The 25,756-nt window shown below is 67.0% G+C and carries 22 protein-coding genes; 20 read left to right on the top strand and 2 right to left on the bottom strand.

What is annotated here, in order from left to right; genetic code table 11:
- Positions 1 to 58: 58 nt before the first annotated feature.
- The 6 genes from AMYHA_RS13350 to AMYHA_RS13325 are packed head-to-tail and all read left to right on the top strand — an operon-like array spanning position 59 to position 7,337.
- Positions 59 to 1,690 carry an ABC transporter substrate-binding protein gene (locus AMYHA_RS13350; protein ID WP_034271466.1) on the top strand — a complete coding sequence of 544 codons (1,632 nt, stop codon included), beginning with the start codon at positions 59 to 61 and terminating at the stop codon, positions 1,688 to 1,690.
- Positions 1,687 to 2,652, top strand: a complete 966-nt coding sequence (locus AMYHA_RS13345; protein ID WP_196776888.1) for an ABC transporter permease — start codon at positions 1,687 to 1,689, stop codon at positions 2,650 to 2,652. The genes AMYHA_RS13350 and AMYHA_RS13345 overlap by 4 nt, the downstream gene beginning before the upstream one ends.
- Positions 2,649 to 3,518 (top strand): ABC transporter permease, encoded by an 870-nt coding sequence (locus AMYHA_RS13340; protein WP_034271464.1) that lies wholly within the window; start codon positions 2,649 to 2,651, stop codon positions 3,516 to 3,518. Before AMYHA_RS13345 ends, AMYHA_RS13340 begins: the two co-directional genes overlap by 4 nt.
- Positions 3,515 to 5,224: a dipeptide ABC transporter ATP-binding protein gene (locus tag AMYHA_RS13335; protein WP_051399855.1), complete on the top strand. Its 1,710-nt coding sequence runs from the start codon at positions 3,515 to 3,517 to the stop codon at positions 5,222 to 5,224. Before AMYHA_RS13340 ends, AMYHA_RS13335 begins: the two co-directional genes overlap by 4 nt.
- Positions 5,224 to 5,703: a DUF3237 domain-containing protein gene (locus AMYHA_RS13330; RefSeq protein ID WP_051399854.1), complete on the top strand. Its 480-nt coding sequence runs from the start codon at positions 5,224 to 5,226 to the stop codon at positions 5,701 to 5,703. The genes AMYHA_RS13335 and AMYHA_RS13330 overlap by 1 nt, the downstream gene beginning before the upstream one ends.
- 2 nt (positions 5,704 to 5,705) lie before the next feature.
- Positions 5,706 to 7,337 (top strand): CocE/NonD family hydrolase, encoded by a 1,632-nt coding sequence (locus AMYHA_RS13325; RefSeq protein WP_051399853.1) that lies wholly within the window; start codon positions 5,706 to 5,708, stop codon positions 7,335 to 7,337.
- On the opposite strand, the gene AMYHA_RS13320 is transcribed toward AMYHA_RS13325, so the two are convergent.
- The gene (locus AMYHA_RS13320) at positions 7,322 to 8,194 is read right to left on the bottom strand and encodes a PaaX family transcriptional regulator (RefSeq protein WP_231104738.1); all 873 of its coding nucleotides are present in this window, start codon (positions 8,192 to 8,194) and stop codon (positions 7,322 to 7,324) included. The two genes, AMYHA_RS13325 and AMYHA_RS13320, sit on opposite strands and share 16 nt — an antisense overlap.
- A gap of 129 nt (positions 8,195 to 8,323) precedes the next feature.
- Here AMYHA_RS13320 and AMYHA_RS13315 point away from each other — a divergent pair, with 129 nt between their 5' ends.
- The 7 genes from AMYHA_RS13315 (at position 8,324) to AMYHA_RS13285 (ending at position 15,589) form a co-directional block, all read left to right on the top strand.
- The gene (locus AMYHA_RS13315) at positions 8,324 to 9,235 is read left to right on the top strand and encodes an SDR family oxidoreductase (RefSeq protein ID WP_034271462.1); all 912 of its coding nucleotides are present in this window, start codon (positions 8,324 to 8,326) and stop codon (positions 9,233 to 9,235) included.
- Between the two features lie 4 nt (positions 9,236 to 9,239).
- Positions 9,240 to 10,112 (top strand): amidohydrolase family protein, encoded by an 873-nt coding sequence (locus tag AMYHA_RS13310; protein ID WP_034271460.1) that lies wholly within the window; start codon positions 9,240 to 9,242, stop codon positions 10,110 to 10,112.
- Positions 10,113 to 10,114: 2 nt separating this feature from the next.
- Positions 10,115 to 11,629: an acyl-CoA synthetase gene (locus tag AMYHA_RS13305; RefSeq protein WP_034271457.1), complete on the top strand. Its 1,515-nt coding sequence runs from the start codon at positions 10,115 to 10,117 to the stop codon at positions 11,627 to 11,629.
- 20 nt (positions 11,630 to 11,649) lie between these two features.
- On the top strand, positions 11,650 to 12,108 hold the full coding sequence (locus tag AMYHA_RS13300) for a MaoC family dehydratase (RefSeq protein ID WP_034271454.1): 459 nt from the start codon (positions 11,650 to 11,652) through the stop codon (positions 12,106 to 12,108).
- Positions 12,109 to 12,126: 18 nt separating this feature from the next.
- Positions 12,127 to 13,080 (top strand): ABC transporter substrate-binding protein, encoded by a 954-nt coding sequence (locus tag AMYHA_RS13295; RefSeq protein WP_034271452.1) that lies wholly within the window; start codon positions 12,127 to 12,129, stop codon positions 13,078 to 13,080.
- A gap of 22 nt (positions 13,081 to 13,102) precedes the next feature.
- Positions 13,103 to 14,317 carry a lipase family protein gene (locus AMYHA_RS25730; RefSeq protein ID WP_051399852.1) on the top strand — a complete coding sequence of 405 codons (1,215 nt, stop codon included), beginning with the start codon at positions 13,103 to 13,105 and terminating at the stop codon, positions 14,315 to 14,317.
- A gap of 96 nt (positions 14,318 to 14,413) precedes the next feature.
- The gene (locus AMYHA_RS13285) at positions 14,414 to 15,589 is read left to right on the top strand and encodes an alpha/beta hydrolase (RefSeq protein WP_196776887.1); all 1,176 of its coding nucleotides are present in this window, start codon (positions 14,414 to 14,416) and stop codon (positions 15,587 to 15,589) included.
- 60 nt (positions 15,590 to 15,649) lie between these two features.
- On the opposite strand, the gene AMYHA_RS13280 is transcribed toward AMYHA_RS13285, so the two are convergent.
- Positions 15,650 to 16,522, bottom strand: a complete 873-nt coding sequence (locus AMYHA_RS13280; protein WP_034271449.1) for a TrmB family transcriptional regulator — start codon at positions 16,520 to 16,522, stop codon at positions 15,650 to 15,652.
- 233 nt (positions 16,523 to 16,755) lie between these two features.
- Between AMYHA_RS13280 and AMYHA_RS13275 the strand changes: the two genes are divergently transcribed.
- Genes AMYHA_RS13275 through AMYHA_RS13245 form a run of 7 tightly spaced genes read left to right on the top strand, consistent with a single transcriptional unit; the run spans position 16,756 to position 25,718 of the window.
- Positions 16,756 to 17,595, top strand: a complete 840-nt coding sequence (locus AMYHA_RS13275) for an amidohydrolase family protein (protein ID WP_034271446.1) — start codon at positions 16,756 to 16,758, stop codon at positions 17,593 to 17,595.
- 16 nt (positions 17,596 to 17,611) lie between these two features.
- Positions 17,612 to 17,842, top strand: a complete 231-nt coding sequence (locus AMYHA_RS13270; protein ID WP_157362093.1) for a hypothetical protein — start codon at positions 17,612 to 17,614, stop codon at positions 17,840 to 17,842.
- Positions 17,843 to 17,888: 46 nt separating this feature from the next.
- Positions 17,889 to 19,415 (top strand): sodium:solute symporter family protein, encoded by a 1,527-nt coding sequence (locus tag AMYHA_RS13265; RefSeq protein WP_034271440.1) that lies wholly within the window; start codon positions 17,889 to 17,891, stop codon positions 19,413 to 19,415.
- A gap of 44 nt (positions 19,416 to 19,459) precedes the next feature.
- The gene (locus tag AMYHA_RS13260; protein ID WP_051399851.1) at positions 19,460 to 20,407 is read left to right on the top strand and encodes a LysR family transcriptional regulator; all 948 of its coding nucleotides are present in this window, start codon (positions 19,460 to 19,462) and stop codon (positions 20,405 to 20,407) included.
- A 58-nt stretch (positions 20,408 to 20,465) separates the two neighbouring features.
- Positions 20,466 to 21,635: a glycoside hydrolase family 1 protein gene (locus tag AMYHA_RS13255; protein WP_034271438.1), complete on the top strand. Its 1,170-nt coding sequence runs from the start codon at positions 20,466 to 20,468 to the stop codon at positions 21,633 to 21,635.
- A 4-nt stretch (positions 21,636 to 21,639) separates the two neighbouring features.
- Positions 21,640 to 23,949: a glycoside hydrolase family 78 protein gene (locus AMYHA_RS13250; protein WP_084037185.1), complete on the top strand. Its 2,310-nt coding sequence runs from the start codon at positions 21,640 to 21,642 to the stop codon at positions 23,947 to 23,949.
- Positions 23,946 to 25,718 carry a glycoside hydrolase family 3 protein gene (locus AMYHA_RS13245; protein WP_051399850.1) on the top strand — a complete coding sequence of 591 codons (1,773 nt, stop codon included), beginning with the start codon at positions 23,946 to 23,948 and terminating at the stop codon, positions 25,716 to 25,718. The genes AMYHA_RS13250 and AMYHA_RS13245 overlap by 4 nt, the downstream gene beginning before the upstream one ends.
- Positions 25,719 to 25,756: the final 38 nt, after the last annotated feature.

Below are 25,756 nucleotides of genomic sequence, written 5' to 3'. Positions count from 1 at the left end.
CGAGAAAGCGCGTGCCGCGCTCTCTCACTCACCTCGGAAGTCTAGTGAGGAGGGCTCCATGAAGCCCACGCTGTTGTCGAAAACGTCCCTGATGGTCCTTGCGGTCAGCCTCGTGGCTGCGTGCTCCGCGGCTCCGGGCACGGACCAGGACGCCGGAGTCGAGCTGGTCACGACCACCGAACCTGGCGCGGAACCGGTCGAGGAAGTCGTGTGGGGGCTGCCAACGGGCGAGCCACGCACCGTCGACCCCTTCCGGGCAGGGGTCGAGTCGGAGAGCACCGTTGCCGCCAACTTCTGTGAGAGCACGCTGCGGGTCAACCCGGACTTCTCGATCGGTCCTGGTCTCGCGACGTCCGCTGAGTTCGTTGACGACACGACGTTCGTCATCACCCTCCGCGACGACGTGACGTTCTGGGATGGTTCGCCGTTGACCGCCAAGGACGCGTTGTGGAGCTATCGGCACACCGCGGACCCCGAGGCTGGTGGTGTCTACGCCTCGGCGTTCCGGAAGGTCACGTCGATGGCGGTGACGGGCCCCTCGCAGGTCACCCTGACGTTCACCGAGACCGACGCGCAGTTCAGGGCGGCGCTGGCGGGGCCAGCCGGCGTGATCGTGCAGCGAGACTTCGCCGAGGACGCCGGTCGCGACTTCGGCAACCCCGCCACCGGAGTGATGTGTACGGGGCCGTTCCAGTTCGAGAAGTGGCGGCCGGGAGAAAGCATCACCGCCACCGCCTACCCCGGCTACTGGGACGGCTCCCCGAAGGTGAAGCGCCTGGTGTATCGGTTCGTCGCGGACCACACCACGCTGACATCGGCGTTGCGCGCCGGCGAGATCGACGGCGCCTACAATGTGCCGGTCACCTCAGCGGCTTCCCTGCGGGGCTCCGATGGCGGCAGGATGCTGTTCGGCCCGAGCACCGCTTCGCTGAGCTTCGGCCCGACCACCGACGAAGGCCCGGCGGCCGATCCCCGGCTGCGAACGGCCCTTGACCTGGCCATCAACAAGGACGCGCTCATCGACGGTGTGCTACGCGGCTACGGCGAACGTCTGAAGACGTTCACTCCGCCGCTGGCCTGGAGCGGGTTGCCCCACGCCGACATCTACCGCGCCGGTTACGAGGCACTGCCGTCACACGAGCAGGACATGGCGCGGGCCAGGGAACTGGTCGACGAGGCGGGGGCGGGCTCGGTACCGCTGACGATGGCGATCGCCGCTGGCAGCACGATGACGACGCAGGCCGCGACGGTGGTGCAGGACGCGGCCAAGGACATCGGTGTCACCATCGAGCTGGAGCAGTTGCAAGCCACGGAGTTTTCCGAGCTCTTCTATGACGAGCCACGGCGCACGCGGTTCGACTTCGTCCTCACGACCGGCTACATCGAGGTTCCGGGAGCGCTCTACTACGCACCCGAGTTCGTGCGTCCTGACGGCCTGTTCAACTGGTCGGGCTATGACAATCCCGAGGCGGTCGCGCTGCTCGAGAAGGCCGCGAGCACCACGGACGCCGCGGCGACCGCGCGACGGTTCGTGGCGGCTCAGGAGGTGTTCGCGCCTGACCGCCTCCAGGTGACGCTCGCCAGCCTGTACAACACGGCCTACCTCAGTGACTCGCTCAGCGGGATCCCGGTGTCCAGCGCATACCTCAGCTCGCCATGGGCCGCGAAACTGGGTGGTGTCACGTCATGATCGCCGGGTGGCCGATCACGCGGCTGCTGCTGCGGCGCCTCGGGCAAGCGGCCGTGACGCTGCTGATCGCGAGTGTGCTGATCTTCGGTGCCCTTGCCATGGCGCCAGGGGACCCGGCGGCGAGTCTCGCGGGCGGCACGCTGCCGAGTCCAGATGCGCTCGCCATGATTCGTGCCCAGTACCATTTGGACGAACCATGGCCGCAGCAGTACCTGCGCTGGCTGGCGGGTGCGATGACCGGGGACTTCGGCCAGTCGATGGTCTTTCGTGCCGATGTCTCCGCGCTACTGTCCAGCAGGCTGGGCAATACCGCCCTGCTGATCGGCTATGCCGGTTCGATGATCGTCGTCATCGGAGTCGGGCTTGGCGTGGTCGCCGCGCTTCGCGGCCACCGGGTACGCACGATCGTCACCGTGCTCACCACGGTGGCGATGGGGGCGCCCACCTTCGTCGTCGCGATCGCACTCATCTGGTTGTTTTCCACGCAGCTGGATTGGTTCCCGATTTACGGATCGGGGGAGGGCCTGTTCGGCAAGCTCGAGCATCTGACGCTTCCGGCGATCGCGCTGAGCCTGTCGTTCACGGCCTACGTGGCCCACGTGACCCGCGTCGCGGTCGCGGCGGAGCGGGACGCCGAGCATGTCGATACGGCACGAAGCCGCGGCATCCCCGGTCCGTTGATCGTCCGGCGCCACATCCTGCGCAACGCGGGCGCACCCATTCTCACGGTGTCGGGTCTGAGTATCGCGGGCCTGTTCGCCGGCACCGCGGTGGCCGAACAGGCCTTCGGCGTCAACGGACTCGGCTCGCTGCTGGTCGAAGCGGCCGCGAAACAGGACATGGCCGTGGTCCAAGCGACCTCGCTGCTGATGGTGACGGCGTTCGTGCTCGTGAACACGCTCGTCGATCTCGTCAACGTTGCCATCGATCCCAGAGCGGTTGCGGAGGGGAGCGCGAGATGACCGCACCGTCCCTTGGCCTTGGTCGACATGCGCTCCGGCTCGCGCGGACGCCAAGCGGAAGCGGGGTGCTCGCCGCCGTGTCGGCCGGGTTCTTGGTGTGTGTCGCGGTGGCGGCCGTGTTCGCTCCCTGGCTCGCGCCGCATGATCCGACCACCATCGACCTCGCGAACCCTTACGCCGCACCATCGGCGGAACATCCATTCGGGACGGACGACAGCGGCAGGGACCTCCTGTCACGTCTGCTGCACGGTGCCAGGCTGAGCTTGGCGGGACCCGCGCTGGTCGCGGTGCTGTCGCTGTCACTTGGCACGGCGCTCGCCGTGGTGGCCGCCTGGTGCGGTGGCTGGGTCGACAGCATTGTCTCGCGCGCCATTGAGATCGTCTTCGCGTTTCCTGGGCTGCTGCTCGCGGTCATCGCCGCGGCTGTCTTCGGGCCGGGACTCACGGCACCCGTGTGCGCGCTGGCCATCGCGTACGCGCCGCTCTCCGCGCGGGTGATCCGTTCGGTCGCGATCAGGGAGCGCAACCTCCCTTACGTCGCCGCGTTGCAGATACAGGGCCAGTCGCCGCTACGGATCTGCGCTCTGCACGTGCTGCCCAACCTGCTGCCGATCATCCTGGTGCAAGCTGGCCTTGCCTACGCGTACGCGCTGCTGGACCTGGCGGCCATTTCCTTCCTGGGACTCGGTGTCCAGCCGCCAGCGCCCGACTGGGGAGTCATGATCACGAATGGTCAGGGCGCGATCGTCGAGGGCTACCCCCAGCAGTCCATTCTCGCCGCGGGCACCGTCCTCGTGACCGTTCTCGCCCTGAACCTGGTCACCAGCCGGCTCGCCGACCGTTTCAACATCGAGGGGGCGCGATGACTACCGCACCCGCACTGCGCGTCGAGGACCTGCGCGTGACGGCCGGACATGATCGGGGTGCTCGTGACGTCGTGCGTGGCGTCTCGTTCGACATCGCGACCGGAGAGGCGTTGGGCCTGGTAGGAGAGTCCGGGTCGGGCAAGTCCATGACCATCCGTTCGATCATCGGTCTGCTGCCGCCCGCCGTGACCATGACCGGGGTCGTTCGCCTCGGCGATCTCGACGTCACCGGGCTCACCGAGGCCGCGATGCGACGGGTGCGCGGCGACCGGATCGGGGTCGTGTTCCAAGATCCGCGAAGCCACATCAACCCACTGCGAACGGTGGGGGACTTCCTGGTCGAGCAGTTGGTCACCGTGCGGCGGGTGCACCCGGGCGACGCGATGCGCCGCGCCGAGGCGTTGTTGCTCGACGTCGGCATCTCCGACGCGAGCCGTCGGCTGCGGCAACGTCCGTACGAACTGTCCGGCGGGTTGCTGCAACGAGTCATGATCGCTTCGGTACTGCTCGCCGAGCCGGACGTCGTTCTCGCGGACGAGCCGACCACCGCGCTGGACACCACCATCCAGGAGGAGGTCATGGCCATCCTCGACGAGGAGCGCAGGAAACGAGATCTTGCCATGCTGTTCGTCAGTCACGACCTCGACCTTGCTGGTGCCGTGTGCGATCACATCGCCGTGATGAAGGACGGGGTCATCGTCGAGCGGCTCCCGGCGAGCGCGATGCGGACCAGCGCGAGGGAGCCCTACACGACGACGCTCATGAACGCACGTCCGCACTGGCACACCGAGGCGACGGTTACGGCCACCGATGCCGGGCAGCACTCTCCGGCCGCGCCATCGAGCCCACCGGATGAGGCATTACTCGACGTGCATGACCTTCGCAAGGTCTACCGGGTCCGCAAAGCCGCTGCCCGCGGTCACGACGATCTCGTCGCCGTTGACTCGGCCTCCTTCTCCCTCCCGGAGGGCGGATCGCTTGCCATCGTCGGCGAGTCCGGGTCGGGCAAGACCACCCTTGCCCGCATGCTTGTCGGCCTGACCAGCCCGACGAGCGGCGAGATCAGGCTCGACGGGCGGCCGGTTTCCATGGGGCGACTTTCGACGAGACAGCGGCGCCAACGAGGACGCGCACTGCAAATGGTCTTCCAGGACCCTTACTCGTCGCTCGACCGCCGTCAGACGGTCGGTAGCTGCCTCTCCGAGGTGCTGCGGCTGCACACGTCGCTGTCCAGCGAGCAGCGGCGCCGCAGGGTAGCTGAGCTCGTCGAGCAGGTGGGACTGCCCTCCCGGCACGCCGAAGCGCGCCCGAGGTCGCTGTCCGGCGGCGAACGTCAGCGTGTGGCCATCGCACGAGCGCTCGCCGCAGAGCCCCGCGCCCTTGTCCTTGACGAGGCGGTGTCAGCGCTCGACGTGTCGATCCAGGCGCAGGTGCTGGCGCTGCTCGAACGGCTCAGGCGCGACCTCGGCGTGGCACTGCTGTTCATCTCCCACGACCTGCCAGTGGTGCGGCGGCTCTGTGACGACGTCGTGGTGATGCATCGCGGTCTGGTTGTCGAGTGCGGCCTGGTGCTCGACGTCCTCGCCGCACCGCGGTGCGCCTACACCCAACGACTCATCGACTCGGTACCCCGCGACGGCTGGCGGCCGCGCAGGCGAGGACGAGACGGACTCAGCACGGCAACCGACCTGACGAGGAGCAGCTGATGAGAAGTAACGACGACATCGAACCCAGATTCGCGTTCGCCTTCCAGGTGACCGCCATGGTGGAGCAGCCGATCCACATCGGACATTCGGGAGCGACCGAGTTGTCGTTCACCCCCATCGTCGGCGGCAGCGTCGATGGGCCGCGCCTGCAAGGCACGGTGCTTCCCGGCGGGGGAGACTGGGCGCGGTTGCGCCGTGACCACGTGTTCGAACTGGACGCGCGCTACCTGATCCGGGCACACGACGGCGCGGTGATCGACATCGTCAACCGGGGCTTCTGGGCAGGAAGCCCCGAGGTCGTTGCGGCCCTCGATGCCGGTGAGGACGTTTCCCCTGACGCCTACTACTTCCGCACTCAGCCGGTGTTTCGTACCGACGCTGCTGTCCATGCGTGGCTGACCCGCACCGTGTTCTTCGGTGTCGCCTACGACGAGCTGCACGAAGGCCATATCCGGATCAAGTTCTATGAGGTGCTCTGACCATGCACGTACTCCGAACCACCGCCGCCCCGCTCGATCCGAGCGCGACCCAGCACAGCGTGCGGATGCGCGACGGCGTCCGGCTCGCGACCGACCACTATCCCGCTGCCAGCGGCAAACCCGGCCCCACCGTGCTCATCCGGCTGCCGTACGACAAGTCCGGGGCCTACACTCACATCCCTGAGATCGCGCACTACCTGGCCGATCACGACTACCACGTCGTCGCGCAAGACGTGCGCGGCAAGTTCCGTTCCGAAGGCGAGACGTTGATGTTCGTCAACGAGACGGCCGACGGGTACGACACGATCCAGTGGATCGTCGACCAGGAGTGGTCCGACGGGATCGTCGGCATGTGGGGCGAGTCCTACTACGGCTACACCCAGTGGGCCGCCGTCGCCTCGCAACACCCCGCGCTGCGAGCGATCAGCCCCCGGTTCACCGGCACCGATCTCGGCATGCTCCCGGTTGATGTGGCGGGAGTGCCGACACGGGACGTCGAGATGGCGATCCATCGGTTGTACCCGTGCATGTTTTTCCATTCCCATGACACATTCCTCTGGGAACCCGACTGGAAACACCGGCCCTACGCCGAGAACGTCGAGGCGTTCTTCGCCGAGGTCGGCCACCGTTCGGCGGGATACGACCTGTGGTTTCCCGAACCGGTCTTCCCGCGGCGGTTCCCGTGCGGCCATCCATTCACGACCAAAGCCATCCCGGTGCTGATGACAATCGGCTGGTGGGACAACTGTGCGCCGTGGCAATGGGCCGACCACCGGCGGTTGCGGTCGAGAGCAGCCTGGGCCACCAACGAGTACCTCTACATCGACGCCGTCGACCACGAGTGCTACGAGCTGTTGCACGGCGAGAAGCTCCCCGAACGATCGAGGGAGGAGATCATGCGGCAGCTTCCCACCATCCTCGACCCGACGATCGAGTTCTTCGAGGTGTTCCTTCGCGACCGGGGAAGCGCGTCGGACATTCCGCGAGTGCGCTGGAACCTCGCCAACACCGACGAGATCCGCACGGCCGAGTCCTGGCCGCCGCCGGGGGCTGAGCAGCGCTCGCTCTATCTCAGCGCCGATGGCGACCTGGTGACCGGGCCTGCGGCGGAGGAGCGCACGCTGACCTGGGTGCACGATCCCGACGACCTCGTGCCTTCCAGGGTGAGCAATCCGTTCGCGTTCCTGCTGGAGTACCCCGACGAGTCCGAATGGGGTGCGCGCCCCGACGTACTTGAGTTCAACGCCGTTCCGGTGGAAACCGAGACCGATCTGGTCGGCGCCGTGAACCTGTCCGGAACGATCAGCAGCACCGGACCACGGATGGACCTGTTCGTCCGACTACTGGACGTCGCGCCCGACGGCACCGCCCGGCTCATCGCACGAGGGCAGACCCACCTGATCGACGCCTCGACGCCCACCGACGTCACCGTCGACCTGTTCGAGGTCGGATACCGACTCCGCGCCGGTCACGGCCTGCGCATCCACATTGCCAGCTCGGACTTCCCCGAGTTCGTGCCCCAGCCAGGCAACGGGCAGCATCCGTGGCTCGCCGTCGATGTCGAGACCAACCGGAACAGCCTCGTGGTCGGCGGTCGTTCCGGTGCGGTCCTGACCTTTCACGTGCTGCCGTGAGCTGACTCGGCACCGTCCTGCTGGCCCTCGATAGGGACTGTCCGCATGATGTCATCGGCGATGGCGAGGGCTGGTGGGTCATAGCTGCTGGCGAGCGTGTGAAACACCTCCTCGGCGCGAATGGCGGGCCAGTCCGCTGGCAGATGCTCCGCGGGCAGGTGCGGGTCGGCGCGGACGAGCCGGAGCCAGTCGGTGTGCAGGACGAGCTGCCGCGCCAGGTCATCGGGCAGGTCTGACCCAGCGCCTGGCCGGTCCCAACGCCGGAGGAACTCCTCGTAGCGCGCCGCGATGTCGCCGATGTCGAACGCGGAATGTGCCAGCAGCCTGGACTCGGTGGGCTTGGCGGCGTGCGCGGTAAACGCCTTGACGTACTCGTCGAGCCCGAGGCCCTCGATCACCGCTGGGATGTCGATGGTGCCAGGGGCGATCCACAGGCCGTTCTGCAACGGCCCGAACCCGGCCCAGATCAGCTGGGAACGGAGATCGTGCCGCAGACGGCGGCCCGACTCCGGCAGCGAGAACGCGACCATGGTCCACGTGCCGTCCCAGTCCCGGTTGATCACACCGCGCTGCCAGATCCTGCGGTGGCCGTCTTCGAGTACCGCGCTGGATCGAGCGGTGAGGCCGAAGAACATGCGGCGACCTCTCCGGTGCCTGGCGAGCAGTCCCCGCTTGACCATGCGGGTCAGCGTGGATCGAACCGCTTCCTCGGACACCCCGACGCGGTCGAACACGTCGATGACGCTGCCGGAGTAGACCGCGACGTCACGGTGCAGCACATGGATGCCGAGGAAGCTCAGCATGAGCGACTGGGGACGCAACGACTGGGCGTTGCCTTCGACCTCTGGGGTTGCCACGTCCGCAGGGTAACGGCTTCCCGCTGCTCTCGTGGTGACCAGGCCGTCAATATTGGGCAGAATATTGACGGCCGTTGCAAATATGCCTAGCGTTGGGTCGCAGTGATACCCGATACGGGAAGGACGGGCATGGATCTCTCGGGCAAAGTCGTGATCGTGACCGGTGCGGGCCGGGGGCTCGGGCTGGCGTATGCGTCAGCCCTCGCTGACAGCGGTGCGGCGGTCGTGGTCAACGACGCCGACGAAGCCGCGGCGAAGGAAGCGGCGAACGCGATCACGGTGGCAGGAGGCCGTGCGATAGCCCGGCCGGGCGCGGTTGGTTCCCGCGAGGTCGCCGAATCCCTCGTGACGACCGCGGTCACCGAGTTCGGACGACTCGACGCGCTCGTCACCAACGCGGGCATCTTGCGCGACCGAGTGCTGTGGAAGATGACCGACGACGACTTCGACGCGGTCATCGACGTGCACCTGCGTGGCACCTTCACCTGCGTGCGCGCGGCGGTTCAGCGGATGCGAGAGCAGGGGGACGGCGGCCGGATCATCGTGGTCGGCTCACCCGCGGGCCAGCGGGGCAACTTCGGTCAGACCAACTACTCGGCGGCCAAAGCGGCGATCGTGGGTATGGCCCGCACCTGGGCGTTGGAATGCGCCAAGTCGGGCATCACCGTGAATGCCGTGATTCCCGTCGCCGCCACCGCGATGACGAAGACGATTCCCGCCTTCGCGCCGCATATCGACGCGCATGAGCAGCAGGGCACCCCGCTGCCGACGTGGCTGCGCACGGCGGAGGGCTTCGGCACCCCGGACGATGTCACCGGCCTGCTGGTGTACCTGGCATCGGACGCCTCGGCGGCGGTCACCGGCCAGGCCATCGGTATCGGCGGGGACAAGCTGTCGCTGTGGTCTCACCCGCGGGAGGTCGCCAGCGCCTATACCGACGGCGGCTGGAGTGCGGATGCCATCGCGCAGGCGTGGCCGTTCTCGGTCGGTCGTGAACCGCAGACCTACGGAATCCCGGCACCAGTGACCCCGGAGGTGTGACGGCGTGAACCCCGACGAACTGGTCGCGATCGATGTGCACACGCACGCGGAGATCTCGTCGAACGGCCACCCGTCCTTGCCGCCCGCGTTACTGGAAGCGTCAGCGGGCTACTTCAAGGCCCACGACCACCGGCAGCCGACGATCGCCGAGATGGCGGCCTACTACCGCGAACGCGCCATGGCGGCGGTGGTGTTCACCGTGGACGCCGAACACGCGACCGGGCACCCACCGATCGCCAACGACGAGGTCGCAGCGGCGTGTGCGGAACATGCCGATGTGCTGATCCCGTTCGCCAGCCTCGACCCATGGCGCGGCCGTGCGGCGGCGCGGCACGTGCGCAGGCTGGTGAACGAGCACGGGGTGCGGGGTTTCAAATTCCACCCCAGTTTGCAGGGGTTCTCGCCGAACGACCGGATGGCGTATCCGCTGTACGAGGCGATCGAGGAACTCGGGGTGCCCGCGCTGTTCCATACCGGACAGACCGGTATCGGGGCGGGTGTGCCCGGCGGTGGCGGTATCCGGCTCGGTTACTCCAATCCGATGCTGGTGGACGACGTCGCGGTGGACTTCCCTGAGCTACGCATCATCCTGGCGCACCCGTCGTTTCCCTGGCAGGACGAGGCGCTCGCCGTGGCGACGCACAAGCCCCACGTCTACATCGACCTGTCCGGCTGGTCGCCGAAGTACTTTCCGCCGCAGCTGGTGCGCTACGCCAACTCGCTGCTCAAGCGGAAGGTGTTGTTCGGTTCGGACTACCCGGTCATCACCCCGGACCGCTGGCTCGCCGACTTCGAGGCCCTCGACATGAAACCCGAGGTGCGCCCGCTCATTCTCAAAGAGAACGCCGCGCGGCTGCTCGGGTTGGCGAAGGATTAGCCATGCGCAACCAGGGAATCGGCTCCTGGCCCGCGCGGCGGGCCCGCAAGACACCGGACACCGTCGCGGTGATCTCCGGCGACGACCGCTGGACGTACGCGCAGCAGTACCAGCGCGCAACCCGGCTGGCTCATGCGTTGCGGCAACTGGGGGTACGACGGGGAGACCGGGTCGCGATGCTCGCGCCGAATCACCCCGTCTTCCTGGAGACGTTGTTTGCCTCGGGGATGCTTGGGGCCGTCTTCGTGCCGCTCAACACGCGGCTCGCTGCCCCCGAACTAGCGCACTGCCTCACCGACTCGGGTAGCGGTGTGCTGATCTACGCGCCCGAGTACGCGGCGGTGGTCACCGAAACTGGGTATTCGGGCCGCCGGGTCGCTGTGGCGAATGCCGGAGCCGACGCACTCGATATCGAGGAACTGATCGCGTCGCAGGTCAGCGAGCCTCTCGATGAACCGGTCAGCCTCGACGACGCATGCATGATCATGTACACGTCGGGCACGACGGGGAAGCCCAAGGGCGCGGTGCTCACCCACGGCAACATCACCTGGAACAGCCTCAACGTCGTGATCGACGTCGACCTCGCTGGCGACGAGGTCACGCTGGTGGTTGCACCGCTGTTTCATACCGCGGGGCTGAACATGACGTGTCTGCCCACGTTGCTCAAGGGCGGGACGGTCATCCTCGAGCCCACGTTCGACCCCGACCGGGTGCTGGAGCTGATCGAGCATCGACGCGTCACGTACCTGTTCGGCGTTCCCGCCATGTACGACGCGATAGCCGCCAGCCCGCGCTGGCCGGAAGCCGACCTGTCCAGCCTCCGTCAGCTCACTTGCGGCGGGGCGCCGGTGCCACCCGCCACGATACGGACCTATCTCGAGCGGGGTCTGGCCTTCAGCCAGGGCTACGGCATGACCGAGACGTCACCAGGTGCGCTCTACCTCACTCGCGACATGAGCGAAACCAAGGCAGGCAGTGCTGGCGTTCCCCACTTTTTCACCGACGTCCGGCTGGTCGATCCGGACGGCATCGACGTGGGGCAGGGGGAGAAGGGCGAGATCCTGGTCAGCGGCCCCACCGTGATGGCAGGGTACTGGAACCTGCCCGATGAGACCGCACGCTCGTACCACGACGGCGAGTGGTTTCGCACCGGCGATGTCGGCGTGACCGACGAGGACGGGTTCGTCTCCATTGTGGACCGGGTCAAGGACGTGATCATCTCGGGCGGCGAGAACATCTATCCCGCCGAGGTGGAATCGGTTCTCCTCGAACACCCCGCGGTCACGGAATGCGCCGTGGTCGGCATACCCGACGAGAAATGGGGAGAGGTGGGGCGTGCCGTCGTCGCGGTGACGACGGACGCCGAGGTGAGCGAGACCGACCTGCTCGAATTCCTCTCGACCACACTCGCCCGCTACAAGGTTCCGAAGTCCGTGGCGATCGTGGACGAACTCCCTCGCAACGCCGCAGGAAAAGTCCTCAGGAAAACCGTCCGCGCCCGCTATGGGCAGCCCTGACCACATCGGAGAGACACACTGTGACCACCACCGTGCACGGCGTCGACCACATCGCCTCGCTCGCCGGAACCGACCTCGGCCATACCGACTGGATGGAGATCACCCAGGAGCGGGTCAACACCTTCGCCGACGCCACCGACGACCACCAGTGGATCCACGTGGACACCGAGCGGGCCGCCGACAGCCCGTTCGGGGGAACCATCGCCCACGGATACCTGACATTGGCGCTGATCATCCCGCTGTTCACCGAGTTGCTCACTATCAGCGGAATCGGAATGAGCGTGAACTACGGACTCAACAAGGTGCGTTTCCCCGCTCCGGTCAGAGTTGGCGCCAAGATCCGGTTGCGCGGCGCGGTCGCCGACGTCACCGAACTGGCGGGGAACGGAGTCGAAATGACGCTGAACTTCACGGTCGAGATCCACGACAGCGAGAAACCGGCCTGCGTCGCACAAGCCATCTACCGGCATTACGCCTAAGCCCGCGAAGGAGGAATCATGCGAACTCGCATTGTCGCGGTTCTGGCGGCCCTCAGCGTCGTCCTGACCGCCTGCGGAAACTCGGGTGGCACCGAGGGGGGCGGCGACCGGACAGTCCGGGTCGGCGCGCTGCCGATCGTGCCGACGGCGGCTGTCCAGCTGGGCATCGACCAAGGATTCTTCCGGGATCGCGGCCTCGATCTCACGCTGGAGATGTCTCAGGGCGGGGCTGCGATGCTTCCCGCGGTCGTCGCCGGTGAGCTCGACTTCGCCATCGGGCAGCCGCTCCCGCTGCTGATCGCCAACGGGCAGGGACTCGACGTGCGCATCGTGAGCGGATACGCCGCGTCCAAACCAGACGGTGACGACATCAACGGTGTGTTCAGCGTGGAAGGGTCGGGCATCGAGCGGGCGGCCGATCTCGAGGGAAAGCAGGTGGCCGTCAACACCGTGAACGCGGCAGGTGACGTCACCATCCGGGAAGCCGTGCGCCGCGACGGCGGTGACGCGAGCTCGGTGCGGTTCGTCGAACTGCCCTTCCCGGACATGCCCGCCGCGCTGGAGAACGGCAACGTCGACGCGGTGTGGGTTCCCGAGCCGTTCCTGACGGCGATACGACAAAGTGGGGCGCAGCTGGTCACGTACAACTTCCAGGATGCCGTACCCGGCCTGGACACGCTGGTCACATTCGCGAGCGGAACGGTGGTCGAGGACGACGCTGCGGTCGTGACGGACTTCGCGGCGGCGATGCGGGAGTCGCTCACCTACGCCGAGGAGAACCCCGATGAGGTGCGGTCGACCCTTGTCGACATGCTCGATATGGACGCTGATCTCGCCGAGCGGGTCGCGCTCGAGACCTTCACCGCGGACGTCAACGTCGACGCCCTGCGCGCTCTGAGCGACCTCGCGCTCACCGATGGCCTGCTCAAGGCCGAACCGGACTTCGGTTCCCTGCTCCTGAAGGGAGACTAGGTTGTTGCCTCGACGAGGACGTATGCGAGCGGTCGTGGCCGGTCTCGCGTTCGCGCTGATGGTACCCGCAGCGGCGCTCGCCGCGGATGGCGAGAACACCGAGACGTCCCCCGAGATTTCCCTTGCCGGGAATGAAGGTCCCGAGGGAACGACATTCTGGGACGTCTATGAGGACCCGCCCGCCGATGCCGAGCCCGGTGACATTCGCTGGGTCCAGTCCCGGCAAGACGCGCCACCCGGAGCCAAGGCCTGGAACGTCGTGTATGTCTCCGAAATCATGCCCGGGGTCAATCGGTACGTGTCAGGTGAGGTCTACACGCCGGCGGCGCCCAGTGGCTCTCCGCGCGACGTGGTCCTGTGGAACCACGAGACCACGGGGCTGCCGGACAACTGCGCCCCGTCTCGACGAAGCCTGCTGGGACACGGCGACCGGCCGCGAGTGCCAGCCATCCACGACCTGCTCGACGCGGGCTACGTTGTCGCGATGAGCGACTACCCGGGACAAGCCTTGCCCGGGGCTGCCTATTACATGGTGGGTGAGGTCAACGCCAGGGCGTCGCTGGACATGCTCCGCGCGGTGCGTTCCCTTCCTGATCTCAACGTCTCCGACCAGTTCGTTCAGTACGGCTGGTCGCAGGGTGGTCAGACGTCAATGCATGTGGAAGCGATCGCCGCTTCCTACGCCCCTGAGCTGACCGGACTGGGCTCGGCGCTCATCGCTCCCGCCGTCCGGATCCGGGACCTGACGCTCAACTCGATGCGCAGCGACGGGCTGGCCGGGTACGTGATCGCGACGCTGCGTGGCATCCAAGCAGCGTACCCGGACCTCAGATACCGGGACTTCCTCAGGAACGAGGCCATGGAGATGCTGCCGGTGCTCGCTGACGGATGCTTTGACATGTGGGACGCGGGCAGTTCGCTGCGCAGACCCTACCGGCCGCGGGCGATGACCCCTGGCAGTGCCTGGTCGAAGGCCATGGCGGCAGTGGACGACTTCGATCCCGCAGGCACGATGCCGTTCGTGATCTACCAGGGCGCCGACGACACCACGACCCCACCAGAGCTCACTCGCCGAGAGCGGGACGCTCTCTGTGAGGCAGGCTCAGCGGTGATGTATCACGAGATGGACGGGAGGAACCACGGCAGCATCGTCCCGGTCGCCGCGGAACGCTTCCCGCGATGGGCAGCGGACCGGTTCGCGGGCGAACCAGCCCGCGGCAACTGTCCTGCGAGCTGAGGTATCGACCGCGCGGGCCAGCACAATTCGCGTGCGATCCGCGACCGTCGAGTCACAAGATCGAGCGGTCGAGCGTCGTCGACAGGACAGGTCTCGGTGGGTGTTCTGTCCAGCGAAAGCCGATCATTGGATCGTTCCGTCATTCATGCAATGTTGACTGCCACTTGTCCTGATTCACCGCTCGGGAGGCGTCCGTTGGTTGCTCCGTTCCTCGCGATCAATGATCGCCGAGAAAGTCGTCGGTCTCGCGTGCGCATCGTTGGGTTGATCACCGTGCTAGTGCTATCGACGGCCCTCGTTCCGGCGCAAGCGGCTCCTGCTTCGGCCGAATCCGAGGGTGAGGTCCTTGAGAACATCCCGTACGCGGAACCCGAGCCCGTCGGCAGCAGGGGGCACTTGCTTGATCTCTACCTCCCGGAGACCAACGGCAGTGCCTTACGTCCATTGCTCATCGTGACAGGGGGCAGCGCGTGGCTCGGCGAGAACGGCAAGGACTATGCGGCGGAGCTGGCTCCGTTCTTCACTGCTGCCGGATACGTCGTGGCCGGAGTGTCCATCCGGGCGAGCTGGAATGCGACGTTCCCCGCCCAGGTACACGACATCAAGGCTGCCATCCGGTGGTTGCGTACGAACGCCGCTGATTTCGGCATCGACCCGGATCGGATTGGCATCATGGGCACTTCCTCGGGCGGATGGGCCGCCACCATGGCCGGCGTCACCCGCGATGTGGCCGAACTCGAAGGAGACGTCGGCGTCACGGGTGTATCCAGCCGCGTGGACGCGGTCGTGGACCTCTACGGGCCGACGGACTTTCTGCAGATGGATCAGCACATGATTGACTGCGCCGGTTTCAATGAGCGGTTCGGTCTGGGCAACTGCCATAACGACCCGTCCTCGCCTGAATCGCGCCTGGTCGGCTGCGCGATTCAAAGCTGCGTCGACGCTGTGCGGTCGGCGAACCCGATCAGCTACGTCGACAGCGGGGCACCTCCTATACTGATCGCCCACGGCCAGGCCGACCGGCTCGTCCCACACCATCAGAGCAAGCTGCTCTACGCCGCGCTGCGCGAGGCATGCGCCGAAGCGGTGTTCTACTCCGTCCCCGAGGTCGGGCACGACAGCGGAATCGTGGCACCCGACGTGCCTGGAGCCGATACGTCACGAACCGATCGATGCCGCGAGCGCCACCTCGCAGGGCAACAAGGAGAGCGGCCGAGCCTGCAGAACATCGAAAAGTTCTTGCACGTGGCCCTCAGCAGGGCCCGCCGATAGTGACGTCATCGCAGGCTGCGACGGAGTCCACGGCAGCCATCGCGCCGATGCGCACCGCGGTCAGGCCGGCTTGCGCGTGGTCTTGCGACGCGGCGTGGTCTCCTCGGAGGCGGCGGCCTCCGAGGGAGTAGTGACCAGAGCGGCCATTCCCGGGCCATACAGCTCGGTGAGCTGTTCGGGGAGATCGGCATAGATCTGCTGAACGTAGATGTCGTGCCGGATGTATCCCTTGACGACGGCCGCGAACACCGGGTCGCTGACCCACAGGCCCTGCCAGTCCGCGCCGCCGGGTGCGACCGACCACAGCGCACCGGTCCCGTCGGCCACTACCGCGAGGTGACGGGCTTGGTGATGGCGGTACAGGACGCCGTCGGTGCTCGCATGGCGGACGAGACGACCGCAGGTGACCTGGAACGGGGCGTCGCCGAAATGCAGAACGTCGAACCGGACACCGTGCCGCTGCGCTTCATCCACGGGAGTGGCGAGCTCGGCCAGTTCGGCGACGCTACCGGACAGGTAGACGTGTTCACGCGCGCGCAACACCAACTCACGAGCCTGCGCCACGATGAGGGCACGGTCACTGGCCGAGTGGAACAGTCGCACCTGCTTCTCACGAGCCGAAGGGTTGAACCGCTCGAGTTGCAGCTTGGCGTCGGCGACCCGGAGCCGGAAGTCGCTCTCGAGCTGGCTGAGCAGCTGCTCGGGGGCGAGCGCGACGAACCGGGCGGGGCGTTCGCCGGTCTTCACGACGGCGCTTCGCGCGACGAGCTTGCGCAGGGTCTCGTACACCTTCGGCTGGGGGATACCGGTCTTGTTGGCCAGGGCGTAGCCGGTCATCGGATCGCCCCCGAGTAGCCCGAGGTAGGCGCGCGCCTCGTACTGGGAAAAACCCAGCTCGACCAGGCGCTCGGCGGTTGCCTCCGTCTCCCGCATCCGGGTCCTCCCTCGAGTCGGTGCTCGTTCTGATGCTCACTACTAGTGATAGTAACTGTACAGGCGTGAGTGCGCTGCGCCTTGTCCCGCCAGGCACTCATGGCTCTGCCTGGCACCGAATGGTGCACGGGACCTGACAAGTCAACTCTTGTTCTACGACAGTACTACCTACTAGGGTAGTGAATAATGAGCCGTTTGTTCATCATCCGCATCCATCAGTAAGGAGAACGTCGGTGCGTCGTATTGATCTGCATGCCTATCCGGGAACGCAGGAATGGATCGACTCTCAGGGCCCGTTCGCCGAGGCGCTCGGCAAGTACTGGGGGCGGGAATGGACCGCGGAGTCCGAAGAGCAGGTGGTCGGCAAGTTCACCGAGGCCGGTGTCGAGGTGGTGCTGGTCGCGTTCGACATCGAGACCATCATGCAGGCACCGCCATGCACCAACGACTACGTCACGGCCCTGCGTGCCAAGTACCCGGACCGGATCATTCACGCCTGGGGCGCGGTCGATCCGTTCAAGCCCGACGCCATCGCGGAGGCCAAGCGGGCGGTGGTGGATCTCGGGGTGCTCGGGTTCCACTTCCACCCCATCATGGGGCGCTATCGGGTGGACGATCGCAGGCTCTACCCGCTGTTCGAGACCATCGCCGAACTCGGTGTGCCCGTGATGGTTGATGTGGGGACCACGGGTATGGGCGCTGGCATGCCGGGCGGGATGGGATCGCTCATCGAGCACGCGCATCCGCTGGCCGTTGACCGGCTGGCCGCCGACTTCCCGTCGATGACGATCATCGCGTCGCACCCCGGCTGGCCGTGGGTGGATGAGATGACCGCGGTCGCGCTGCACAAGGGCAACGTGTTCTGGGAGCTGTCGGGCTGGGCGCCGAAGTACTTCCCCGAACAGCTCAAGAAGGACATCCGCAGCCGCCTCCGCAGCAAGATCATGTTTGGCAGCGATCACCCGAGCTTGCCCTACGAGCGGATCTTCCGGGAGTGGGACGAGTTCGGCTACGCCGACGAGGTTCTGGCGGACGTCTTTCACCGCAACGCCGAGCGGGTTCTCGGCCTATAGGAAAAGGGGACGGGTAATGCCTGTGAGCAAGTCAGGACACATGGTGTCCCGCGGTCGCGTGCTGTCGGTTGGCGTGATCGTGCTCGTCATGGTGGCGCTGCAGTGGACGGGATGGCTGGGCTCGGCGGTTGAGCCGGTCGTGCTGGGGATGCCGGTCCAGTTCCTGTACTTCCTCGGTTATGCCGCCTTGTCCGTCATCGCGATCTGGGGTGTCTTCCGTCTGATCTGGCCCGCACAGCGCGACTGAGGCGAGACGCAAGGCAACCCACACCGGAACATCCGAAGGGAACCCCATGTCGCAAACGGTACTGGTCTTCATCGGCGCAGCCGCGTTCGTGCTGTTGATGGCGACGTTGGGACGGGCCGCCGCGGCCAGAACCACCGGCGAAGCCGAAGGTTACTTCCTCGCCAACCGGGGCCTGAGCCGGTTCGTACTGTTCGCGGCGATCTTCGGCACCAACATGACCGCCTTCGTCATGCTCGGCCTGCCCGGCGTGGCTTACCACAGCGGGATCAGCATCTGGCTGATGCTGGCCGGACCACTGCTGTTCATTAAGCCGCTGTCGTTCTACTTCGGCTATCGCTGCTGGCTGGTCGCCCGCAAGTACGGCTACTTCACCCCGGTGGAGTTCTACCGGGAACGCTTCGACAGCGACGGCGTGGCGGTGCTGATGTTCCTCGGCTACGTCGGCTGGACCGTTCCCTTCGTGCTGACCGGCGTTATCGGTGGCGGCCGGGCGCTGGAGAACTTCACCGGCGGCACGGTGCCCTACTGGGCCGGGGGCCTCGCCGTCACCGTCGTTGTCGCCTACTACACGTGGGCGGGCGGCATGAAGGGCACCGCGTGGACCAACACCGTCCAGATGGTGCTGTTCATTGCGTTCTTGCTGCTGGCCGTGTTCCTCGTCCCCGCCGCTTCGGGCGGCACCGGCAGGATCATCGAGTCGCTTCAGCGCGAGCAACCACACCTGCTCACCCGCAGCTGGGAAGGGCCATTCAGCATCGGAGCCACGATCAGCCAGCTGATCCTGTTCTCCTTCATCATCTTCGCGTTCCCGTTCATCTGGATCCGGATGATCTCCGCCCGCCGCAGCGTTGACCTGCGGGCATCGGGGATCGCCTACCCCATCGCACTCGTGCTGACCTGGGTACCCGCGATCCTGCTTGGCCTGTGGGGCGCATCGCTCATCCCCGGGCTCGTCGGCGCCGAAGCCGACGCGGTCATCTTCATGCTCACCGGGCAGCTACTGCCGGACTGGGTCGCCGCGTTCGGACTCGTTGCGCTGCTGGCGATCGTCATGTCCTCCATGGATGCCCAGATCCTCACCCTGAGCAACATGCTCAGCCGCGACATCGTCGCCCGCTACCACCGCGGCAGCACGCCAGCCTCACAGGTGCACTACGCGCGGGTGTTCGTCCTCGTGTTGCTCGCCATCACGTACGGGGTGTCGCTGCTGGACATGCCTGGCATTTTCGACATCGGCCAGTTCGCCCTGACCGGCTTCGCCGTCTTCTATCCACTGCTCATCGCGGGCATCTTCTGGCGAAGAGCCACCAAGTGGGGTGCGATGGCCAGCCTCGTCACCGGACAAGGACTCGCTATTGGCGGCTACCTCAACTGGTATCCCACCATCGGCGGCCTCCAACCGGTGTTCTGGGGCGTCACCATCGGCGCCATCGTCTTGGTCGTGGTCAGCCTGGCAACACCCGGCCAGGATGTTGCCGCCGAGCGCTTCCACGCCGTGTGGGACGAAGCACGGGCCGCGCGGAAGTCACCTCCTCGCGGTGCCGGCGCGCGACATGCCGACGTTCATTCCTAAGCCGTGGCACACCTGCCCCTACATCTCTTGGCCGGGAGGACGACGTGGACCTCACGATCCAGCAGCTCCGTTACTTCGTGGCGGTAGCCGAGCACCTGCACTTCACGCGCGCGGCCGAACGGTTGCACATCGCGCCGCCATCGCTGAGCCAGCAGATCGCCGCGATCGAGCGCAGGGTCGGTAGCCCGCTGTTCCGGCGGACGTCCCGGCGGGTTGAGCTGACCGCTTCCGGTGCCGAACTGCTCCCGCTGGCCCGGCGCGCGATCGCCTCGGTCGAGGAGATTCTCACCTGGGCCGACCGGCGACGCGGCGCGGACCAGCAGGTACGGCTCGGGCTGGTGGTGGGAAACCGTATCTCTTCGGCCATCCTGTCCGCGGCGGCCAAGCAGCTCCCCGGCGTCCGGTGGGAGGTACGGCGCATCGGGTTCGGCGAATCGGTGCAGGCACTCAAGGAGGGGCGGGCGGATGTGGTGCTGACACCGTCGGTGCGGCCGCCGTCAGCAGGTGGCCTGTGCGCCGTGCCGTTGTGGTCCGAGGGCAGGGTGCTCGTGGTCAGTTCGACCCACCCGCTGGCTGACCGGGGGTGGGTCGATCTCGATGAAACCAATGGCGAGCGCTTCATCGCCAGCGACGGCGCGCCATCGGATCTCGCGGAGTGGTTCGTGGTGCCACGCCCCGGTGGGTTCACCCCGCGAGTCGAATCGCTCGTCACCAACTTCGAGGAGGTGCTCGACGTCTGTTCGGCGGGGCTGGGTGTGAACATCGCTGGCTCGACCGCTGCGGTGAGCTATGCCCGGCCGGACATCACCTATGTCCCGATCCGCGGTATCACCGACGCGACGGTGTATCTGCTCCGTGAGTCGCCGGCTCCGGAGGCGGTCATCGCCTTCGAGCGCATCGCGGCGGACGTGGCGAGGTCGGAAGCGGGACGGTACGGCGGCCGGAAACCGGTCTGCGACCGCCGCGAGCAGACGGCGACGGCCGCGGCGTGACTCGGACCGCGAGCTGACCCATGGCGGTCGAGCCCGATGACGGAGAAAGGTATCCAGCATGCGCTTTCCTGAGAACTTCATCTGGGGGACAGCGACCGCGTCCCACCAGGTCGAAGGCAACAACGTCAATAACGACTGGTGGGCACGCGAGCACGCGCCGGACACGATCTGTGCCGAGGTCAGTGGCGATGCGTGCGATAGCTACCACAGATATGGCGATGACATCGCCATCGTCGCCGATCTTGGCCTGTCCGCCTACCGCTTCAGCCTGGAGTGGAGCCGCATCGAACCGGCAGAGGGCGAGTTCTCCCGTGCCGCCAGGGACCATTACCGCCGGATGGTCGATGCCTGCCTGGCCGCTGGCATCAGCCCCGTGGTGACGATCAACCACTTCAGCATTCCGCGGTGGCTGGACGTGCAGGGCGGGTGGCGGTCGCCGGTGGCCGTGGACCGGTTCGCCCGGTTCACCGAGTTCATCCGCCCGGTGGTCGAGCGCGACGTCGAGTACGTGAGCACCCTCAACGAGCCGAATATGAGCGCGTGCATGGCCAACATCGGCAAGGGCGACACGTTGCTGACCGCTGGTCTGCCCGAGCCGGATCCGCAGATCGCGGATGCGCTGACCATGGCTCATCACCGGGCGGTGGAGATCGTGCGCTCGTGGGCGGGTCCGAAAGTCGGATGGACGGTGGCGACCCAGGTGTTCGAGCCAGAGCCAGGGGCGGAGGAGGTCGCCGCTGCGTACGCCTACGACCGGGAGACCCGGTTCCTTCAGGAGGCCAAGAACGATGACTGGCTCGGTGTGCAGGCCTACACCCGTACCCGGATCGGCGCTGCGGGGCCGATCCCGGTCGCTGAGGGCGTCGAAACCACGCTGACCGGCTGGGAGTACTACCCGGATGCGGTGGGGTTCGCCCTGCGGACAGCCGCCGAACTCGCCCCCGGCGTGCCGCTGATCGTCACCGAGAACGGTATCGCCACCGCGGACGACACCCGCCGCGAGGCCTATGTGGACAGTGCACTGCGTGCGGTGCATGCCGCCATCGAGGACGGCATCGATGTGCGCGGCTACTTCTACTGGTCGTTGCTGGACAACTTCGAGTGGGTGGGAGGCTACCGGCCCACGTTCGGTTTGGTCGCGGTGGATCGGGAAACCTTCACCCGCGTGGTGAAGCCGAGTGCACGCTGGCTGGGTTCGGTGGCCCGTGCCAACGAACTGTCCGGATGAACGGATGAAACGATTGAACCAGGACCAGTGGACCGCACAGGTCGTCGCTCCGGCCGAGCAGGCGAATCCGCCACCGGGCGAGCCAGGCCCTGCCGCCGTGCTGCGTGGCGAGTTCACCCTGACCCGCTTGCCCAGAGCCGCACGGCTGTGGGTCACCGCGCTCGGTGTGTATGACATGGAGATCAACGGCCGGGTGGTGGGCGATCACGTGCTCGCCCCCGGCTGGACGAGCTATCACAAGCGGCTGCGGTACCAGGAGTTCGACGTGACGGGGCTGCTACGCCCCGGCCGCAACGCGTGGGGTGCGCACCTCGCGGACGGCTGGTACCGAGGGCGGCTCGGGTTCAACGGCGGGATGCGCGACATCTACGGTTCGGAGACCGGCCTGCTGGCCGAGATCCTGGCCGAGTACGCCGACGGGAGCAGGCAGTCGTTTTCCACCGGCCCCGGCTGGCGCGCCACAACCGGGCCGGTGGTCGCCGCAGGCCTGTACGAGGGCGAGGTGTACGACGCGCGGCGGGAGCTGCCGGGATGGAGCGAACCCGAGTTCGATGACTCGTCCTGGGAACCCGTACGCGTCCTGCCGTTCGACACCGGCGTGCTGGTTCCCTCGGACAGTCCGCCGGTCCGGCGCGTCGAGCAGGTGGCACCGAAGGCACTGCTCACCTCGCCCGCCGGGCACACGATCGTCGACTTCGGACAGAACATCGTTGGACGGCTGCGGTTGCGGGTGTGCGGCGAAGCGGGCAGGACCATCACCGCCCGCCACGCCGAAGTCCTCGAGGACGGTGAGCTGTGCCTTCGCCCGCTGCGGGGAGCCGCCGCAACCGATCGCTACACCTTGCGTGGTGCCACCGGCGGCGAGGAGTGGGAACCCCGGTTCACCGTCCACGGCTTCCGCTACGCCCAACTGGACAACTGGCCCGGCGAACTCTCCGCTGATGACGTGACCGCCGTCGTGGTCCATAGCGACCTGCGTCGGATCGGGTGGTTCGCCTCGTCCGATCCGCGGCTGAACCGGCTGCACGACAACGCCGTGTGGAGCATGCGCGGCAACGTCGTCGACGTGCCGACGGACTGCCCGCAGCGAGACGAGCGGCTCGGCTGGACCGGTGACCTCCAGATCTTCGCACCCACCGCGGCCTTTCTCTACGACGTCGGTGGCTTCCTCAGCTCCTGGTTGCAGAACCTGGCCGCCGACCAGAGCGACGACGCGCGCGGCATCCCGCCGGTGATCAGTCCGGACATCCCGCTGCACATACCGTTCCCCATGCCGCCGGGCAACCCGCCGATGGCTGGCTGGTGCGATGCCGCCGTCATCGTTCCGTGGGTGCTCTACCAGCGCTACGGCGACACCGAAGTGCTTCGCAGGCAGTACCCATCCATGTGTTCCTGGGTGAACGCCGTCGATGCCATCGCGGGGCCGGGGCACGTGTGGGGCGATCCGCCGCAGTTCGGTGACTGGCTGGATCCGACCGCTCCGACTGACGAACCCGGCAAGGCCTCGACCTCGCTACAGCTGGTCGCCACCGCGTACTTCGCGCATACGACCCGGCTGCTGGCCGAGACCGCCGCGGTGCTCGGCGAGCAGGACGACGTGCGGCACTACTGTGCCCTCGCTGCTGCCGTTCGTGCTGCCTTCAGGGAGCGATTCCGGGCCGAAGGTGGGCGGCTGACTGAAGAATCGCAGACCGCGTACGCGCTCGCCCTGTGCTTCGGGTTGTTCGACGAGGCCGAACGCGCCGAAGCCGGTGACCGGCTCGCGCGGTTGGTCGCCGCTGGCGACCACCGCATCGGCACGGGTTTTCTCGGCACCCCGCTGGTCTGCGATGCCCTCACCGACACCGGCCACGCGGCGACCGCGTACCGCCTGCTGTTCCAGCGTGACTGCCCATCCTGGCTGTACCAGGTCGACATGGGTGCCACCACGATCTGGGAACGCTGGGACAGCATGCTTGCCGACGGGAGCGTCAACCCGGGCGAGATGACCTCGTTCAACCACTACGCGTTCGGCGCCATCGCCGACTGGATGCACCGCACCATCGCCGGGCTCGCTCCTGCTGAACCCGGCTACCGCAAGCTGCTCGTCCGGCCGCGTCCCGGCGGCGGCCTGACCTGGGTCACGGCCGCACACGAGACGCCATACGGCCGCGCCGAGACATCCTGGCGGATCGAAGGGACGGAGTTCGTTCTCGACATCCTCGTCCCACCATCGGCCGAAGCGATCGTCGAGCTGCCGGGGGCGGACCCGGTCGAGGTCGGATCCGGGTGGCATACATTCCGCACCACCTACTCTGAGGAGGAGCAGCAGTGAAACCCCTGTACCAGGACGCCGGCCGCGGTGTCGCGGAGCGCGTCACGGATCTGCTGTCCCGGATGACGCTGGACGACAAGGCGGGGCTGCTGTTCCACCACGCGATCGGGGCCGCGGACCGTCCGGCACCTGCCGGTGTGACCGCGGAGCACATGATCGACGCGTGCCGGATGACGCACTTCAACGTGATGGGTGCGGGTCCGCCGCGGGAGATGGCGGAGCGGCACAACCTCTTGCAGGAGCGGGCGGAGCAGTCGCGGCTCGGCATTCCCGTCACGTTGTCCACCGATCCGCGCCACGCGTTCACCGACAACCCCGGTACCGCGATGATGGCCGGACCGTTCTCGCAATGGCCAGAGGCCCTCGGGCTCGCCGCCGTGGGAGACACCGAGCTCGTGCGCCGCTACGCCGACACCGTGCGCCGCGAGTACCTGGCGGTTGGCCTGCGGGTCGCCTTGCACCCGCAGATCGATCTCACCACCGAACCGCGCTGGTCACGGATATCCGCCACCTTCGGTGAGGACGCCGAGCTCACCTGCCGCCTTGTCCCGGCATACCTCGCCGGCCTGCGCGGGCCTGCCGACGAGCTCGGTCCGGACAGCGTGGCCGCGATGGTCAAGCACTTTCCCGGTGGTGGCCCGCAGGCTGACGGCGAGGACCCGCACTTTCCCTACGGCAAGGAACAGATCTACCCGGGTGGCTTCTTCGATTACCACCTCGAACCGTTCCGGGCGGCCATCGCGGCGGGCGCCACGCAGGTGATGCCGTACTACGGCATGCCGGTCGGCACCGAGTACGAGGAAGTCGGCTTCGGCTTCAACCGCTGCGTCATCACCGGCCTGCTCCGGGAACAGCTCGGCTTCGACGGGATCGTGTGCACGGACTGGGGTCTGCTCACCGACCAGCGGATCATGGGTGAGCCGCACCAGGCTCGCGCGTGGGGAGTGGAAGATCTGACCCCGGCCGAACGCGCGTTGCGGGTACTGCACGCCGGCGCCGACCAGTTCGGTGGTGAAGCCTGCCCCGAACTCATCACCGCACTGGTGCGCGACGGGCGGCTCGCGGAATCCAGGCTTGATGTCTCCGTCGCGCGCCTGCTCGCCGAGAAGTTCCGGCTCGGGTTGTTCGACGACCGGCGCTATGTCGACCCCGACGCTGCCGAGGAGATCGTCGGTCGCGCCGACTTCCGCGCCGAGGGCGAAGCAGCCCAGCGCCGCTCGGTGACGTTGCTGGAGAACCGACGCGATCTGTTGCCCATGCGGGGTCGGCCACGGCTGTACGCCGAAGGCCTTGACCCGTCCGTTGTCGCGGACTACGCGGACACGGCGGACACCCCTGACCAGGCCGACCTGGCAGTGCTGCGTCTGAACACACCGTACGAGCCAAGGCAGGGACAGTTCGAGTCGTTCTTCCATGCGGGGCGCCTTGACTTCGACGATGTCCGCCTGAAGAAGATCCTGGCAGTGCTCGACGCGGTTCCCACGGTCGTGGTCATTCACGTGGAGCGGCCCGCGGTGATTCCGGAGATCGCCGACCACTGTGCCGCGCTGGTCGCGGTCTACGGCATCGGCGACCGGGCGTTGCTCGACGTCCTGTTCGGCCGTTCCGAGCCGCAAGGCAGGTTACCGTTCCAGCTGCCGCGGTCGATGTCCGATGTGGAAGCGGGACGGCCTGACGTGCCGCAGGAAAGCGACAACCCGTTGTATCCCTACGGCCACGGCTTGCGTTTCGCTGATACGGCAGGCTGGGATGGTCGCTCCCGAACATGATCTCGTGGTGGAGCCGCCTGCGGACGTGCTTGTTGCCG

The sequence above is a fragment of the Haloechinothrix halophila YIM 93223 genome (assembly GCF_000504245.1).
GTDB classification, from domain to species: Bacteria; Actinomycetota; Actinomycetes; order Mycobacteriales; family Pseudonocardiaceae; genus Haloechinothrix_A; species Haloechinothrix_A halophila.
The sequence above is the reverse complement of the archived record's forward strand: the minus strand, read 5'-3'. Positions and strand labels throughout refer to the sequence as shown.

Bases quoted from the DNA above. Each gene is read 5' to 3' on its own strand.
- AMYHA_RS13270 (WP_157362093.1), top strand. From the start codon at position 17,612: ATGCCTGTGAGCAAGTCAGGACACATGGTGTCCCGCGGTCGCGTGCTG.
- AMYHA_RS13265 (WP_034271440.1), top strand. From the start codon at position 17,889: ATGTCGCAAACGGTACTGGTCTTCATCGGCGCAGCCGCGTTCGTGCTG.
- AMYHA_RS13255 (WP_034271438.1), top strand. From the start codon at position 20,466: ATGCGCTTTCCTGAGAACTTCATCTGGGGGACAGCGACCGCGTCCCAC.
- AMYHA_RS13325 (WP_051399853.1), top strand. From the start codon at position 5,706: ATGCACGTACTCCGAACCACCGCCGCCCCGCTCGATCCGAGCGCGACC.
- AMYHA_RS13305 (WP_034271457.1), top strand. From the start codon at position 10,115: ATGCGCAACCAGGGAATCGGCTCCTGGCCCGCGCGGCGGGCCCGCAAG.
- AMYHA_RS13315 (WP_034271462.1), top strand. From the start codon at position 8,324: ATGGATCTCTCGGGCAAAGTCGTGATCGTGACCGGTGCGGGCCGGGGG.
- AMYHA_RS13295 (WP_034271452.1), top strand. From the start codon at position 12,127: ATGCGAACTCGCATTGTCGCGGTTCTGGCGGCCCTCAGCGTCGTCCTG.
- AMYHA_RS13330 (WP_051399854.1), top strand. From the start codon at position 5,224: ATGAGAAGTAACGACGACATCGAACCCAGATTCGCGTTCGCCTTCCAG.
- AMYHA_RS13345 (WP_196776888.1), top strand. From the start codon at position 1,687: ATGATCGCCGGGTGGCCGATCACGCGGCTGCTGCTGCGGCGCCTCGGG.
- AMYHA_RS13250 (WP_084037185.1), top strand. From the start codon at position 21,640: ATGAAACGATTGAACCAGGACCAGTGGACCGCACAGGTCGTCGCTCCG.
- AMYHA_RS13335 (WP_051399855.1), top strand. From the start codon at position 3,515: ATGACTACCGCACCCGCACTGCGCGTCGAGGACCTGCGCGTGACGGCC.
- AMYHA_RS13350 (WP_034271466.1), top strand. From the start codon at position 59: ATGAAGCCCACGCTGTTGTCGAAAACGTCCCTGATGGTCCTTGCGGTC.
- AMYHA_RS25730 (WP_051399852.1), top strand. From the start codon at position 13,103: ATGCGAGCGGTCGTGGCCGGTCTCGCGTTCGCGCTGATGGTACCCGCA.
- AMYHA_RS13340 (WP_034271464.1), top strand. From the start codon at position 2,649: ATGACCGCACCGTCCCTTGGCCTTGGTCGACATGCGCTCCGGCTCGCG.
- AMYHA_RS13280 (WP_034271449.1), bottom strand. From the start codon at position 16,522: ATGCGGGAGACGGAGGCAACCGCCGAGCGCCTGGTCGAGCTGGGTTTT.